Source organism: Sphingomonas sp. R1, from assembly GCF_025960285.1.
Classification (GTDB): Bacteria; Pseudomonadota; Alphaproteobacteria; order Sphingomonadales; family Sphingomonadaceae; genus Sphingomonas.
The window spans coordinates 570,057-584,029 of record NZ_CP110111.1; the positions used below are offsets into that span (position 1 = coordinate 570,057).

Here is a 13,973-nt window from a genome sequence, read left to right on the forward strand (position 1 = left end):
GTCCGATATAGGGACGGGGAGGCGCTTTCGCTCCCCTCCCGCTCATTCGTGCCAGTGCACCCCGTCGCGCTCGGTAAGCGCGATCGAGAGCGAGGGGCCCCAGCTGCCCGAGGCATAGGGCTTGGGCTTGAGGTCGTTGGCCTCCCAGCCGGCGCGGATCGCGTCGATCCACTCCCACTGCGCTTCCACCTCGTCGCGGCGGACGAACAGCGTGGGATCGCCCTCGATCAGGTCGAGCAGCAGGCGCTCGTAGGCGATACGGCGGCGGGTGCCGGCGAACTCGGCGTCGAGGCTGAGGTTGAGCGGCACCTCGCGCAGGCGATAGCCCTCGCGATCGAGCCCGGGCTGCTTGGCCATGACCAGCAGCTGGACATATTCCTCCGGCTGGAGGCGGATGACCAGCGCGTTGGGCTGGAGCATGCCGCCGCGCTCGGCGAAGATCGAGTGCGGCACCGGCTTGAACTGGATCACGATCTCCGAGCGGCGCTCGGCCAGGCGCTTGCCGGTGCGGAGATAGAAGGGCACGCCCTGCCAGCGCCAATTGTCGACATGCGCCTTGATCGCCACGAAGGTCTCGGTGCGCGAGTCCTTGCCGAGGTCGGTGGTGTAGTCGCGAACGATCTCGCCCTTCACCGCGCCGCCGCCATATTGGCCGACGACCGTGAGGCTCGGCGCATCGACGGGCGCAATCTTGCGCAGCGAGCGCAGCACCTTGACCTTCTCGTCGCGCACCGCGGTGCCGTCGAGCCGGGCGGGGGGCTCCATCGCGATCAGCGCGACGAGCTGGAGCATATGGTTCTGCACCATGTCGCGCAGCGCGCCGGTATCGTCGTAGAAGCCCGCACGGCCCTCGAGCCCCACCGTTTCGGAGACGGTGATCTGCACGCTGTCGATGCCGCGGGCATTCCATACCGGCTCGAATAGCGAGTTGCCGAAGCGCAGCGCCAGGATGTTCTGGACGGTTTCCTTGCCCAGATAATGGTCGATGCGGAAGGTGCGTTCCTCGGGGAAGGCTTCGGCGACGATGTCGTTGATCTCGCGGCTGGAGGCGAGGTCCCGGCCGAGCGGCTTCTCCAGACTGATGCGGACATTCTCGCCGGTAAGGCCGGCCGATTCGAGGCCCTTGATCGTGGGGCCGAACAGCCAGGGCGCGGTCGACAGGAAGATGGCAAGGCCGCCCGAAATGTCGCCCAGCTTTTCCTTCAGCGCGGCATAGCCCTCGATCTGCGAGGCATCGAGCGTCTGGTAGTGGAGGCGCTGGAGGAAGCTCTGGACAGCGCTGTCGTCCTTGCGGTCGGCGGGCAGGAACTGGTCCAGCGCCTTGGCGGCGAAGTCGCGGAAGGCGGCGTCGTCATGGTCGGAGCGCGCGGTGCCGGTGATGGTGAGGCCGGGAGGCAGCAGGCCGTCGGCGTGCAGCGCATAGAGCGACGGCAGCAGCATCCGCTGCGCGAGATCGCCGGTGGCACCGAACAGAAGCAATTTGCCGACGGGCTGCTGCATCATTTCCCTCTCGATTGGTTCGGCCCGCGAGACACCAATGCGGCCGAAAGATCAAGCCGGAGGGGGTGAATAGGTATGCGGACGCGGGAAAATTTGATGCTTTATTCCCCTCCCGCGGAGCGGGAGGGGAGGAAGCTCAGAGCACCAGGCCCGCGGTGGGATCGAGCCCGGCCATGATGTTGAGGTTCTGCACCGCGGCCCCGGCGGCGCCCTTGCCGAGATTGTCCAGCGTGGCGATCAGCCGGGCCTGCCGCGTGTCGTCGTTGCCGAATACGCGCACCGATAGGCGATCGGTGCCGGCATTTTCCTCGATGGTGACGGTCGGCACGTCGGCGGGCAGCACCTGCACCACCGCCGAGTCGCGATAGGCGTCGCGCAGCACGTTCTCGAGCGACTCGACCGAGGGCTTGCGGGTAAAGGCATAGAGCGGCAGCGGCACTTCGACGACCATGCCGCGATAGGTGCGCGCCACCGAGGGCATGAAGATCGGCGGATTCACGATCCGTGCATGCTTCTGCATCTCGGGCACGTGCTTGTGCGCGAGCGCCAGGCCATAAGGGCGGAAGGCGGTGTCGGTGGGGGTCGCGCTCTTGCCCTCGAACTCCTCGATCATCGCGCGACCGCCGCCCGAATAGCCGGAAACGGCGTTCACGCTCAGCGGGAAGTCGTGCGGGATCAGGCCGGCGCGGATCAGCGGGCGGACCAGCGCTAGGAAGCCGGTGGGGTAGCAGCCGGGATTGCTGACGCGCGACGCCTCGGCGATCGCCGCGGCCTGGCCGGGTTCCAGCTCGGCGAAGCCATAGGTCCAGTCGGCGGCGGTGCGGTATGCGGTCGAGGCGTCGATGACGCGCGTGCGCTCGTTGCGGATCATCGCCACCGCTTCGCGTGCCGCATCGTCCGGCAGGCAGAGAATGACGAAATCGGCATCGTTGAGCGCTTGCTCGCGCTTCTTCGGATCCTTGCGATCCTGATCGCCCAGGACCATCACGTCGATCTCGGAACGGCCGGCCAGCCGCTCGCGGATTTCGAGACCGGTGGTGCCGGCGGCACCGTCGATGAAGATGCGCGCGATCATTCGGTCTCCCCCAGGGCCGATGCGTCGACATAGCCGACCAGGCCGGGCCCGGGCGCGACGCCCCAGGCCTTGTCGCCGGCGAATTCGAGTGCCTCGAAAACGTCCCCCTTCTGCAGCGTCGCCAGCACCGGCTCGGCGCCGCGCGCGGTGACGCGCAGCGGCGTCTCGTAATGGATCACGCGGAGCATCGGCGCGGCGTAATGTGGGGCGAACACGCGGCCGGCGAGGCGGATGTCCGCCAAATCGGGCCGGACCGCATCCACGCGGGGATCAATCGCGGCCGACCGGCCGTCTAGCGCCAGACGCTTACGCGTCGGCGCCTGCTGGGACTGGCTCGCTGAGATGTTTGCCAGCGAGGAAATGCCCGAACTCTGCAAGAAACTCTGCCCCTTCCGCGGTGCGCGCTACGAAGATGTTGCGCTTGTCGGTGTCGTCGCGCTGGCGGCGCAGATAGCCGAGCGTGCCCAGGCGATTCAAGGCACGCGTGACCACCGGCTTCGAGACGTTCAGCGCCCGCGCCAGACCGCGCACCGTATGGGGGCCCGGATCGAGATACACAAGCATCAGAAGCGCCATCTGGCGGTTGGTGAGGTCTGGTTCCCCGGACCGCACATAGTCGATCAACGTATTCTTCCACCCCGACAGGGTCTGTTCGGACATAGCGTTCACAGCATCACTCGTTCGTTTCAGGCCCGGCACGGCATCGAACCGGTGAAACAAACGCGCATTTTCCAACTAGGTTTCAGTGCGCGGGCGAAATGTTGCGCGAAAATCGGCTGAAAATGCTGGCGGGACATGGGGTTGTGCTCCAGCCCTCGATAGCGGTGGCCGATATCGGCGGGGGACGGGTGCGGAACAGGCGGTTGATTGCCGGGGGTTGCTCGCCTATGTCGCCCGCTTCGCTAACGGGCACCGGATTTCATGTTCACCTTCCTCCTCGTCGTACAGTTCATCATCGCCGCCCTGCTGGTGGGGGTGATTCTCGTCCAGAAGTCGGAGGGTGGCGGTCTCACCTCGGGCGGCAGCCCGGCGGGCCTGATGTCGGCGCGCGGCGCGGCCGATTTCCTGACGCGCATGACCGCGATCCTGGCGACCGCGTTCATCCTGATGAGCATCGTGCTCGCCTTCCTGGCGGCCACCCGGCACTCGACCAAGATCGACGCGGGCCTGCAGAAGGCGCCTGCCGCCGTGGCCCCGCTGACGGTTCCGACCGCGCCGGCCCCGACCGGCAACGACACGGCGCCGACCGGCAACAGCGCGGTTCCGTTCAGCCAGTAAGCTTCCGTAGTTCGCCGTGCTTGCGGCGAATTAACCGTAAATTTTGCGCAACCGGCGGATTCGAACGCTTGCCGGTTTGCGCCCTTTGACGTTAGGCGTTTTCTCCCATGGCGCGGTACATCTTCATCACCGGCGGCGTGGTCTCCTCGCTCGGCAAGGGTCTCATGGCAGCGAGCCTCGCGGCTTTGCTCCAGGCCCGTGGCTATCGAGTCCGCATCCGCAAATTCGATCCTTATCTCAACGTCGATCCCGGCACGATGTCGCCGCACCAGCATGGTGAGGTCTACGTCACCGACGACGGCGCGGAGACCGATCTCGATCTCGGCCACTATGAACGCTTCACCGGCGTGACCGCGCGCCAGGCGGACAACGTCACCTCGGGCCGGATCTACAAGACGATCATCGAGCGTGAGCGGCGCGGCGACTATCTGGGTGCGACCGTGCAGGTGGTCCCCCACGTCACCGACGCGATCAAGGCGTTCGCCCAGGCCGAGACCGAGGATCTCGATTTCGTGCTTTGCGAAATTGGCGGCACGGTGGGCGACATCGAATCGCTGCCGTTCATCGAAGCGATTCGCCAGCTGCGCAACGATCTCGGCCGCGGCCAGACCGTCAGCATCCACGTCACCCTAGTGCCGTACATCGCGGCGGCGGGCGAGCTGAAGACCAAGCCGACCCAGCACAGCGTGCGCGAGCTCGCGGCGCTCGGCGTACAGCCCGACGTGCTGGTCTGCCGCGCCGAGCGGCCGCTGCCGGCCGGCGAGCGCGCCAAGATCGCGCAGTTCTGCAACGTGCCGGCCTCTGCCGTCATCCCCGCGCTGGATGCCAAGAGCATCTATGCGGTGCCGCTGCAGTATCACGGCGAGGGCCTGGACGGCGAAGTGCTCAAGGCGTTCGGCATCGAGCCGGGACCGTCGCCCGATCTCAGCCGCTGGAGCGGCATCGTCGAGCGGCTCGAGAATCCCGAGGGCGAAGTCACGATCGGCGTGGTCGGCAAATATATGGGCGTGCCGGATGCCTATAAGTCGCTGACCGAGGCGCTGGTGCATGGCGGCATCGCCAACCAGGTGAAGGTCAACATCCAGTGGCTTGACGCCGAGCTGTTCGAGCAGGACCAGGCCGAAGTCGCCGCGATGCTCGAGCCGATGCACGGCATCCTGGTGCCGGGCGGCTTCGGCGAGCGCGGCAGCGAGGGCAAGATCGCCGGCGTGCGCTTCGCCCGTGAGCGGAACGTGCCCTTCTTCGGCATCTGTCTCGGCATGCAGATGGCGTGCATCGAGGGCGTCCGCGCCCAGGGCGTCGCCAATGCCTCGACCACCGAGTTCGGCCCGACCGAAGAGCCGGTGGTCGGCATGATCACCGAGTGGATGACCGCGGACGGCCTGCAGAAGCGCGAAGCCGGCGGCGATCTCGGCGGCACGATGCGACTGGGCGCCTATACCGCCAAACTCGGCGGCAACAGCGTCGTCGGCTCGATCTACGGCAACGAGACGATCAGCGAGCGCCACCGCCACCGCTATGAAGTGAACACCGCCTACAAGCCGGTGCTGGAACAAGGCGGTCTGGTCTTCTCCGGCATGTCGCCCGACGGCACGTTGCCAGAGATCGTCGAACGGCCGGACCATCCCTGGTTCGTCGGCGTGCAGTTCCACCCGGAACTCAAGTCCAAGCCGTTCGATCCGCATCCGCTGTTCGCGAGCTTCATCGCCGCGGCCGTGAAGCATAGCCGGCTCGTCTGAGCGCGTGCTGCGGCGGGCCTTCGTCGCCGGGCTGGCGTTGCTGGCGGTGTCCGCAGCGCCGGCACCGCCGCAGGGGAGAGCGGTGCCCGGCCAGGTGCGGGTGCGGCTGGTGACGAGCATGGGCGCGATCACCGTCGCGCTCGATGCCCGGCGGGCGCCCAAGACGGTCGCCAACTTCCTCGCCTATGTCGATGACGGGCGACTGGAGGGGACGACCTTCTATCGCACGGCGCGGCGCAAGACCGAGCCCAGCAAGGGCTTCATCCAGGGCGGGGTCGGCACCGACGCGCGCCGGATGCTCGACCCGCTGCCGCTGGAGCCGACCAGCAAGACAGGGCTCCGCCACCTGAACGGCACCATCTCGATGGCGCACGGGCCGAACCCCAATTCGGCCAACGGCAATTTCTCGATCATGGTCGGCGACAATCCCGGCCTCGACGCACGGGGCCCGAATCCGGGCTTCGCAGCGTTCGGGCAGGTGGTGGCCGGCATGGACGTGATTAAGCGCATCCTCGCACTGCCCAGCGGCGGCGGGCGCGACGCGATGAAGGGGCAGATGATCCTGAAGCCCGTGACGATCGTCCGCGCCGAGCGACTGGATGGGGTGGCGAAGCCGACCGGGCGGGTGAAGCCGTGGCTGCTGGGGCTGAAGCCGGCGGGCTAAGGGCTGGCGTGCCAGCGGCGCGACCGCTGCTGCTGCTCCTCCGCGCCGCTCTCGCGGGAAGGGGCCTGCCTGCGGGCGCTAGGTCGGTTGCTATCTCGCGGCCTCCGCCTCCCGGCTCTCATATTCCAGCCGCAGCATCGAGACGGCCACTGCAATGCCGCTGGTGTCGGGCAGCATGACGAACGCCGAGGGCCAACAGCGGCGGAGATGGTATGCGATCACCTTCTGGCCCCTCTCGTCATACATCTCGAGCGTGATGTCCTTCCGGAGACCACTTGCGCGGAGACGCACGCTGCCATCCTCGCCATGCGCATCGTTGAGGACGGCGCTGCGATCTGCCAGCCCCTCCTTGATCCACTGCACAAAGGCAGGATCGCAGGTGAGGCCGCGTTCCATCGTGATCGCCTGCAGGGTGCCGGTCAGCGCGCCGACCTTCGATAGGCCTGCGACTTCGCGCCCCTCCCATGTCAGCCGGAACGGGTACGCGCGATAGGTGGGCTCCGGCCTCTCCTCGCCCTCAAACATGCGGCATCCGCGCAGGGATCATCGGGCCTGGAGCGGAACGATGCCGACCTCATATGCCGCGGATAGTTGATAGGGCATCTGGAAGCTCGCCCATAGCGCCGCCATTTCCAGCGCCGTCATGTTCCTGTGGGCGATAGACAACCGCCCGGCCTCAATGTCGTCGAGCAGCGGTGACCCGTGGATCACGGACATCGCTGCGCCCAGCACGCGGTGGCACACGAGATCACCCTCCGCCTCCTCGTCGCGGCCATAGGCGGTGAGAAGATAGTGCAAGGTGACGCCCAGCGCAGGGCTTCCCGGCGCGCGCGCACCCGGGCCGTCATCGTTGCGCCAGGCGCCGTCCACGGCCGCGTTGAGCAGAAAAAGGTTGAGCTGCGGGACGGTAGGATCGCTGCGTGCCCGATCGGGCGATGTGGTCGTTATCAGGATATCGGAAAGATCCGGCACGCTGCGGGCGATCTGGTTGCGCAGCATCTCGCGCAGGGCGGCGGTTACGAGGGCAATCGTCATGCCCATGTCCCGCGGTTCGGCCGCGACCGGCAAGGGCAGCCGTGTTCCGGGATCCGCCCCTTGCCGGTGCGGATAAGGCCTCGCGTGCAATCCGTTTCCATGCTCGCGCTTCCCTTGCCTCCAACGAACGCCCTGCCGGACGCATCGTGTCGCATATATCGGCGCTCGATTGCGGCCGGTGGTAGAAGTCGACATTCTATTGGAAATCATCGGCCGGGACCAGCTGATCGCGTGCCTCCTTTTGGGGGACCGCGACCGCGGGCAGGCTTGTCCCCCTTCCATAGGGCCGGTCCGGTGGGAGGGGGCTATTCGCCGGCCGCTGCATCGGCTGCGTGGCGTCGTGCCACGTCCAATAGAAAAGGCGCCCGGGCCAAAGCCCGAGCGCCCCGTCGCGGCGTCTAAGGGAGGAGGACGCCGCGAGCTCGTCTGGGTCGATTATGCCGCGTTGGCCGTGCGATGGTCGATCGCGGTCGGCGTGGCGGCCGAACCCACCTGGATCTTCTTGGGCTTCATCGCCTCGGGCACTTCGCGCAGCAGCTCGATCGTCAGCAGGCCGTCGGCCAGGTTCGCATTCTCCACCCGCACGAAATCGGCGAGTTCGAAGCGGCGCTCGAAGCTGCGGTTGGCGATGCCCAGGTGCAGATAATTGCCCTGGTTGTTCTCATTCTCCCCGGCCTTCTTGCCGGCGACCAGCAGCAGGTTCTGCTGCGCGGTAATGTCGATCTCGTCCGCCTTGAAGCCGGCCACCGCGATGGTGATGCGATAGCGGTCTTCAGCAAGTCGCTCGAGGTTGAAGGGGGGATAGTTCTCCGAATTCGCCTGGCGTGCGCTGGCTTCGAGCATGTCGAACAGCCGATCGAAGCCGATCGCCGAGCGACGGAAGGGAGTAAAGTCAAGCTGACGCATCTTCATATTCTCCTGTGAGCAATTTGAACGCCATGGGTTTCGGTGCCCGGCCAACTGCCGCGACCCCGGTGCGAAGCCCGTCCGGCGCCTCGCCACGCTGATCTGGTGTTGCAACTGCGGGTTTCAAGGGGCGGCCAATCCCGGCTAGCCCGCGCTAAACAACTCCTTGCTCGCTAAACCCCACTCAAGCAGTGGAGATTGAGGCAACGACCAAGGGGAACGAGATGAGCCTGCCGCTGATTCCGCTGTTGCTGCTGTCTGGCGCCGTCCCGCCCATGCCGGATCCCGATACGCCGCCGGTCGCGGCCGCGCCGCAGGACCAGAGCGGTGACATCGTCGTCACGGCCCGGCGGCGCGAGGAGCGCATCCAGGAAGTGCCGGTCGCCATATCGGTGCTCAGTGGCGCGACGCTCGCCGAGGCTGGCGCGTTCAACGTTGCGCGCATCCAGCAGTCGCAGCCTGCGCTGCAATTCTATTCGAGCAACCCGCGCAACACCGCGATCAACATCCGCGGGCTCGGCGCGCCGTTCGGGCTCACCAACGACGGGATCGAGCAGGGCGTCGGCTTCTACGTCGACGGCGTCTATATCGGGCGCGTCGGCGCCTCGACCTTCGACTTCGTCGATGTCGAGCGCGTCGAGGTGCTGCGTGGGCCGCAGGGAACGCTCTACGGCAAGAACACCACCGCGGGCGCGATCAACATCACCACGCGCAAGCCGAGCTTCACGCCCGAGGTGCGCTACGAAGCCACCGCGGGCAATTACGGCTTCCTGCAGCTCAAGGGATCGGCCTCGGCGCCGATCGCGGACGACAAGCTGGCGGTGCGCATCTCCACGTCGATAACGCGACGCCAGGGCACGATCTACGACACCAAGAGCGACACGAACCTTCATCGCCTCGACAATTACGGGGTGCGCGGCCAGCTGCTGTGGCGCGCGGCGCCGAACCTGGACCTGACGCTGTCGGGCGATTTCAATCTGCAGAACCCGCTGTGCTGCGTGCAATATTATGTCCGGACCGGCGCGACGCAGCGGCCGCTCAACCGCCAATATGCCGCGCTCGCCGCCGCGTTCGGCTATGCGCCGCCGAGCACCAATCCGTTCGATCGCAAGACCGATCTCGATGCCGACATCAATTCGCGCCAGGAAATCGGCGGCGCCTCGCTGGTGGCGAACTGGGACCTTGGGAGTGCAACCGTCACCTCGGTGAGCGCGTGGCGCTATTGGGACTGGCAGCCTGCCAATGACCGTGATTTCGTCGGGCTTCCGATCACCACGGTCTCGCAGAACCCGTCGCAGCAGAAGCAGGTCTCGCAGGAGCTGCGGATCGCCTCGAACGGCCGGAACAAGCTCGATTACACGGCCGGCGTCTTCCTGTTCCACCAGACGATCGACACCCAGGGGTCGCAGGTGCAGGGCTCGGCGGCGAGCCGCTGGCTGCTCAATCCCGGCGCCAGCGTCGCGCCCGGCGCGGCCGGGTGCGCAACGGCGACCACGGCTGCCTGCAACCCGCTGGTACTCAACGGACTGACCAGCCGGAACACGATCAGTTTCGACAACACCAGCTTCGCGGTGTTCGGCAAGCTCAACTGGGAGGCGCTGCCGGGCCTGAGGATCCAGCCCGGCCTGCGCGTCAACTATGACAAGAAGAGCGGCTCGTACGAATCCATCGTCAGCATCAGCAATGCGCGCTACAATTTCGTCGCGACGGCAGACAATGCGGCGGCGCTGCTGGCCAGCGGCGCGGCGACCGCGGACCAGTTCAACACGCTGGCCCCGCAGCGCTACAGCCCCAAGTTCGACCAGTGGAACGTCTCGGGCGACGCGACCCTTTCCTATGACTTCAGCCGCGACATCCATGGCTATGCGACCTATGCGCGCTCGTTCAAATCGGGCGGCATCAACCTCTCGGGACTGCCGCTCAATTCGACCAACACCGCGGTCGACCTTACGACCCAGACGGTGAAGCCGGAAAAGGTCAATCATTTCGAGATCGGCCTGAAGAACCAGTTCTTCGACCGTCGCGTCACGCTCAACCTGGCCGGCTTCTGGACCGAGATCAGCGACTATCAGGCGACGGTGAACAACAACGCGATCAACGTGATCCGCGGCTATCTTGCCAATGCCGGCAAGGTGCGTTCGCGCGGCTTCGAATGGGATTCGTCGTTCCGGCCGAGCCAGCGCGCGAACCTCTATTTCAACGGCGCCTATACCGACGCCAAATACACGAAGTTCACCAACGCGCCGTGCCCGCCCGAGCTTTCGGGCGGCACCGCGATCACCAATCCCGCCACCCAGACGCCGGCGGCAGCGGGGACGCCGGGCTTCAGCCCGTCCTCGTGCAACATTTCCGGCCAGGTGCTGCCGGGCATCTCGAAATGGGCATTGGGCTTTGGCGGCGAGATCAACGCGCCGGTGGAAGGCGGCCAAGTCTATCTCGGCTATGACGGCAGCTGGCGCTCGCGCTTCTCGTCCAATCCGTCGCCGTCCGCCTATACCTGGATTGACGGCTATGCGCTGTCCAACTTCCGGCTGGGCTATCGCAAGGGCAAGGTGAACGCCTTTGCCTGGGTGCGCAACGCCTTCGACAAGCGCTATTTCGAGCTCCTCTCCGTCCAGTCTGGCAATACCGGGCTGATCGTCGGTCAGCCGGGCGACCCGCGCACCTGGGGTTTCACGATCAGCGGTTCCTTCTGATCGTGGCATGGGCTGGCCTCCCGCCATGGCCGGGGGAGGTTGGCGGGCGGGGCAGGGAAACCTGCTCCGCCCGATAGCTTAGGCACTTCGATTGTCCACGCGCCTCCGTCACTCCCGCGACAGCGGAAATCCATTGATGGGAGGGGCGCAGCAGGCGCCGAAACGTCCTGGCAACTGGATCCCCGCCTTCGCGGGGATGACGTGTAGAGAGAAGAAGCGCCCGGGGTTCATGGCGATAATTTGGAGACTAGGGCGGCCCAAAACGAAAACGCCCGGGCCGTTGCCGGCCCGGGCGCCTGCGTGACGAATGCTCGTCAGCCCCCTTGAACAGGATCCCGCTTCGAAACATTTGCGATTGTTCGCAAATGGAGCTGGGAACCTCCCCGAACCGTGGCCTTTTTGCGCCTGCGCTTCGACGGTTTCTTGGTAGAAGCCTCGGGCGCTTTTGTCACCGGTCGACAGCTTGGCGTCAGCAGATTGCGGCAAGGCTGTGTCGAATCGGCAACAGAACGCTTCCCACGCCGTGCAACCGGCCCTAGAGGATCCGCATGCTACTCTCTCGCTACGAGCGAATGATCGCCCGCCGCTATCTGCTGCCCGGGCGCAGCGAAGCCTTCATCGCCGTCGTCGCCGGGTTCAGCCTGGTCGCCGTGATGCTCGGCGTCGCCGCGCTGATCGTGGTGATGAGCGTGATGAACGGGTTTCGCGCCGAACTGTTCGACAAGATCTCCGGGCTCAACGGCCATGCGGTGGTGCAGGGCTATAACGGCCAGCTGCGCGACTGGCGCCGCATCGCCGACGAGGCCAAGGCCCTTCCCGGCGTCACCGCCGCGACGCCCCTGATCGAGCAGCCGCTGTTCGCCAGCAACAACGGCCGCGTCGAGTTCGCGATCGTGCGGGGCATGCGCGTCCAGGACATCCAGACCAACGCCACGCTGAAGGGCAAGGAGATCCTCGGCTCGTTCAAGAACCTCAAGCCAGGCAGCGAGCAGATCGCGATCGGCTCGCGCCTGGCCGAGGCGCTGGGGGCCACGATCGGCAGCGAGATCACCATCTACAACCCGCAGGGCGCCGCGACGCCGATGGGCACGATGTTCCGCACCGTCCAGTACAAGATCGGCGCGGTGTTCGAGGTCGGCGTCTACGACTATGACAAGACCTACATCATCCTGCCGATGGAAGATGCGCAGACGCTGATGCTGCTCGGCGACGCGGTGGGCATGGTGCGGATCGACACCAGCAATCCCGACAAGATCGAGCAGGTCGTCGGCCCGCTGGCCGAAAAGGTGAGCAATGTCGGTCAGATCGTCGACTGGCGCCAGATGAACCGCGAGCTGTTCGAGGCGCTGTCGGTGGACCGCACCGTCTCGTTCACCATCCTGTCGATCATCCTCGTCGTCGCCTCGTTCAACATCATCTCGTCGCTGATCATGCTGGTGCGCGCCAAGACCCGCGACATCGCGGTGCTGCGGACCATGGGCGCGACCCGGGGCAGCATGATGAAGGTGTTCGTCGTCGTCGGCACCACGATCGGCGCGGTGGGCGTGGGGGCAGGGGGCCTGCTCGCCTTCTTCTTCATCACCTATCGCGCGCAGGTGGTGTGGGCGATCGGCGCGGTGACCGGACAGAAGGTGTGGGATCCGCAGATGCGCTTCCTGACCGAGCTGCCGGCCAAGACCGATCCGTTCCAGACCTTCGCGATCTGCGCGATGTCGCTGCTCTTCACCTTCCTCGCCACCCTCTACCCCGCGTGGAAGGCAGCGAGCACCGATCCTGTCCAGGTACTGCGCTATGAGTGAACCGGTTCTCCAGACGCGCGACCTGCGCCGCAGCTTCGAACAGGGGGGCGTGCGCATCGATGTGCTGCGCGGGGTCGATCTGGACGTCATGCCCGGCGAGATCGTGGCGCTGCTCGGCCCCTCGGGCTCGGGCAAGTCCACCCTGCTCCAGGCGGTAGGGCTGCTCGAAGGCGGGTTCGAGGGATCGATCCGCATTGTCGGCGAGGAAGCCGCGAAGCTGTCGGCCGGCGGGCGGACCGAGGTGCGGCGCGACCGGCTGGGCTTTGTCTACCAGTTCCACCACCTGCTGCCGGACTTCGATGCGACTGAGAATGTCGTGCTGCCGCAGCTGATCCGCGGTGCCGAGCGGCCCGCCGCCCAGGCCCGCGCAACCGAGCTTTTGACCACGCTCGGGCTCGGCCACCGGCTGACCCATCGACCGAACCAGCTCTCCGGGGGTGAGCAGCAGCGCGTGGCGGTCGCCCGTGCGCTCGCCAATCGGCCGCCCCTGGTGCTGGCGGACGAGCCGACCGGCAATCTGGACGAGGCGACGTCGAACCGGGTGTTCGACGAATTCCTCAACCTGGTGCGCGGCGAAGGCTCGGCGGCCCTGGTCGCGACGCACAATGAGGGGCTGGCGGCGCGGATGGACCGTGTCGTGCGGCTGCACGAAGGCCGATTGGAGGAAACCGCATGAGCGACACGTCCACCGCAGATACGATCACCAGCATTCCCGTGACGCTGCCGGACGGCAGCACCGGCGACCTTTCCGCCTTTGCCGGCCAGGTGCTGCTGGTGGTCAACACCGCCTCCAAATGCGGGTTCACGCCGCAGTACAAGGAGCTGGAAGCGCTGTGGCGCGCCTACAAGGATCGCGGCTTCGCGGTGCTGGCTTTCCCGTGCAACCAGTTCGGCGCGCAGGAGCCGGGCGATGCCGAGGAAATCGCCAGCTTCTGCTCGCTCACGTATGACGTGACCTTCCCCGTCTTCGCCAAGATCGACGTCAACGGGAGCAGCGCCGCGCCCATTTTCCAGGCGCTGAAGGCGCAGGCGCCAGGCGTGCTCGGGACCGAGGCGATCAAGTGGAACTTCACCAAATTCCTGGTGAACCGGGACGGCCAAGTGGTGGAGCGCTATGCCCCGACGACCGCGCCGCGCGCGATCGTTGCGGATATCGAGAAGTTGCTCTGAGGACAAAAAGCACGGCCGGGACGGGAGGTGTAGGGATGTCCCGGCCGCGCGATGCTTGTACTATAGCTGCAAGAAAATGCAGGCGTAGATCGATCCGATCCGGCGCAATCC

General features: G+C 66.2%; 14 protein-coding genes. 7 read left to right on the forward strand and 7 right to left on the reverse strand.

The window, feature by feature from the left end; translation table 11 throughout:
• Nucleotides 1–42: 42 nt before the first annotated feature.
• The 4 genes from zwf to OIM94_RS02810 form a co-directional block, all read right to left on the reverse strand.
• The gene (gene zwf / locus OIM94_RS02795) at nt 43–1,503 is read right to left on the reverse strand and encodes a glucose-6-phosphate dehydrogenase (protein ID WP_264608612.1); all 1,461 of its coding nucleotides are present in this window, start codon (nt 1,501–1,503) and stop codon (nt 43–45) included.
• Nucleotides 1,504–1,636: 133 nt separating this feature from the next.
• The gene (gene argC / locus OIM94_RS02800) at nt 1,637–2,575 is read right to left on the reverse strand and encodes an N-acetyl-gamma-glutamyl-phosphate reductase (protein WP_264608613.1); all 939 of its coding nucleotides are present in this window, start codon (nt 2,573–2,575) and stop codon (nt 1,637–1,639) included.
• Complete coding sequence (locus tag OIM94_RS02805; RefSeq protein ID WP_264608614.1) at nt 2,572–2,838, reverse strand: SH3 domain-containing protein; 267 nt, start codon at nt 2,836–2,838, stop codon at nt 2,572–2,574. The genes argC and OIM94_RS02805 overlap by 4 nt, the downstream gene beginning before the upstream one ends.
• A 43-nt stretch (nt 2,839–2,881) precedes the next feature.
• Nucleotides 2,882–3,235: a MarR family transcriptional regulator gene (locus OIM94_RS02810; RefSeq protein ID WP_264609808.1), complete on the reverse strand. Its 354-nt coding sequence runs from the start codon at nt 3,233–3,235 to the stop codon at nt 2,882–2,884.
• 261 nt (nt 3,236–3,496) lie between these two features.
• Here OIM94_RS02810 and secG point away from each other — a divergent pair, with 261 nt between their 5' ends.
• From secG to OIM94_RS02825, 3 genes are all read left to right on the forward strand, one after another.
• Nucleotides 3,497–3,853: a preprotein translocase subunit SecG gene (gene secG, locus OIM94_RS02815; RefSeq protein WP_141985287.1), complete on the forward strand. Its 357-nt coding sequence runs from the start codon at nt 3,497–3,499 to the stop codon at nt 3,851–3,853.
• Between the two features lie 107 nt (nt 3,854–3,960).
• Entirely contained in the window at nt 3,961–5,592 is a 1,632-nt protein-coding gene (locus OIM94_RS02820) for a CTP synthase (RefSeq protein WP_264608615.1), read from the forward strand.
• A 4-nt stretch (nt 5,593–5,596) separates the two neighbouring features.
• On the forward strand, nt 5,597–6,256 hold the full coding sequence (locus tag OIM94_RS02825) for a peptidylprolyl isomerase (RefSeq protein ID WP_413716374.1): 660 nt from the start codon (nt 5,597–5,599) through the stop codon (nt 6,254–6,256).
• A 90-nt stretch (nt 6,257–6,346) separates the two neighbouring features.
• Here the strand turns inward: OIM94_RS02825 and OIM94_RS02830 are convergent, their stop codons facing one another.
• The 3 genes from OIM94_RS02830 to OIM94_RS02840 form a co-directional block, all read right to left on the reverse strand.
• Nucleotides 6,347–6,781, reverse strand: coding sequence for a phage tail protein (locus tag OIM94_RS02830; RefSeq protein WP_264608616.1), 435 nt, complete (start codon nt 6,779–6,781; stop codon nt 6,347–6,349).
• Between the two features lie 18 nt (nt 6,782–6,799).
• The gene (locus OIM94_RS02835; RefSeq protein ID WP_264608617.1) at nt 6,800–7,291 is read right to left on the reverse strand and encodes a DUF4255 domain-containing protein; all 492 of its coding nucleotides are present in this window, start codon (nt 7,289–7,291) and stop codon (nt 6,800–6,802) included.
• Between the two features lie 435 nt (nt 7,292–7,726).
• On the reverse strand, nt 7,727–8,197 hold the full coding sequence (locus OIM94_RS02840) for an Hsp20 family protein (protein WP_264608618.1): 471 nt from the start codon (nt 8,195–8,197) through the stop codon (nt 7,727–7,729).
• Between the two features lie 224 nt (nt 8,198–8,421).
• Here OIM94_RS02840 and OIM94_RS02845 point away from each other — a divergent pair, with 224 nt between their 5' ends.
• From OIM94_RS02845 to OIM94_RS02860, 4 genes are all read left to right on the forward strand, one after another.
• Nucleotides 8,422–10,893, forward strand: a complete 2,472-nt coding sequence (locus OIM94_RS02845) for a TonB-dependent receptor (RefSeq protein ID WP_264608619.1) — start codon at nt 8,422–8,424, stop codon at nt 10,891–10,893.
• Between the two features lie 548 nt (nt 10,894–11,441).
• Entirely contained in the window at nt 11,442–12,692 is a 1,251-nt protein-coding gene (locus OIM94_RS02850) for a lipoprotein-releasing ABC transporter permease subunit (protein WP_264608620.1), read from the forward strand.
• Nucleotides 12,685–13,368, forward strand: a complete 684-nt coding sequence (locus tag OIM94_RS02855) for an ABC transporter ATP-binding protein (RefSeq protein WP_264608621.1) — start codon at nt 12,685–12,687, stop codon at nt 13,366–13,368. Before OIM94_RS02850 ends, OIM94_RS02855 begins: the two co-directional genes overlap by 8 nt.
• Nucleotides 13,365–13,862 carry a glutathione peroxidase gene (locus tag OIM94_RS02860; RefSeq protein ID WP_264608622.1) on the forward strand — a complete coding sequence of 166 codons (498 nt, stop codon included), beginning with the start codon at nt 13,365–13,367 and terminating at the stop codon, nt 13,860–13,862. Before OIM94_RS02855 ends, OIM94_RS02860 begins: the two co-directional genes overlap by 4 nt.
• Nucleotides 13,863–13,973 lie beyond the last annotated feature (111 nt).

Bases quoted from the DNA above. Each gene is read 5' to 3' on its own strand.
- OIM94_RS02820 (WP_264608615.1), top strand. From the start codon at position 3,961: ATGGCGCGGTACATCTTCATCACCGGCGGCGTGGTCTCCTCGCTCGGC.
- OIM94_RS02845 (WP_264608619.1), top strand. From the start codon at position 8,422: ATGAGCCTGCCGCTGATTCCGCTGTTGCTGCTGTCTGGCGCCGTCCCG.
- argC (WP_264608613.1), bottom strand. From the start codon at position 2,575: ATGATCGCGCGCATCTTCATCGACGGTGCCGCCGGCACCACCGGTCTC.
- secG (WP_141985287.1), top strand. From the start codon at position 3,497: ATGTTCACCTTCCTCCTCGTCGTACAGTTCATCATCGCCGCCCTGCTG.
- OIM94_RS02835 (WP_264608617.1), bottom strand. From the start codon at position 7,291: ATGACGATTGCCCTCGTAACCGCCGCCCTGCGCGAGATGCTGCGCAAC.
- OIM94_RS02850 (WP_264608620.1), top strand. From the start codon at position 11,442: ATGCTACTCTCTCGCTACGAGCGAATGATCGCCCGCCGCTATCTGCTG.
- OIM94_RS02840 (WP_264608618.1), bottom strand. From the start codon at position 8,197: ATGCGTCAGCTTGACTTTACTCCCTTCCGTCGCTCGGCGATCGGCTTC.
- OIM94_RS02830 (WP_264608616.1), bottom strand. From the start codon at position 6,781: ATGTTTGAGGGCGAGGAGAGGCCGGAGCCCACCTATCGCGCGTACCCG.
- OIM94_RS02810 (WP_264609808.1), bottom strand. From the start codon at position 3,235: ATGTCCGAACAGACCCTGTCGGGGTGGAAGAATACGTTGATCGACTAT.
- OIM94_RS02860 (WP_264608622.1), top strand. From the start codon at position 13,365: ATGAGCGACACGTCCACCGCAGATACGATCACCAGCATTCCCGTGACG.
- zwf (WP_264608612.1), bottom strand. From the start codon at position 1,503: ATGATGCAGCAGCCCGTCGGCAAATTGCTTCTGTTCGGTGCCACCGGC.
- OIM94_RS02855 (WP_264608621.1), top strand. From the start codon at position 12,685: ATGAGTGAACCGGTTCTCCAGACGCGCGACCTGCGCCGCAGCTTCGAA.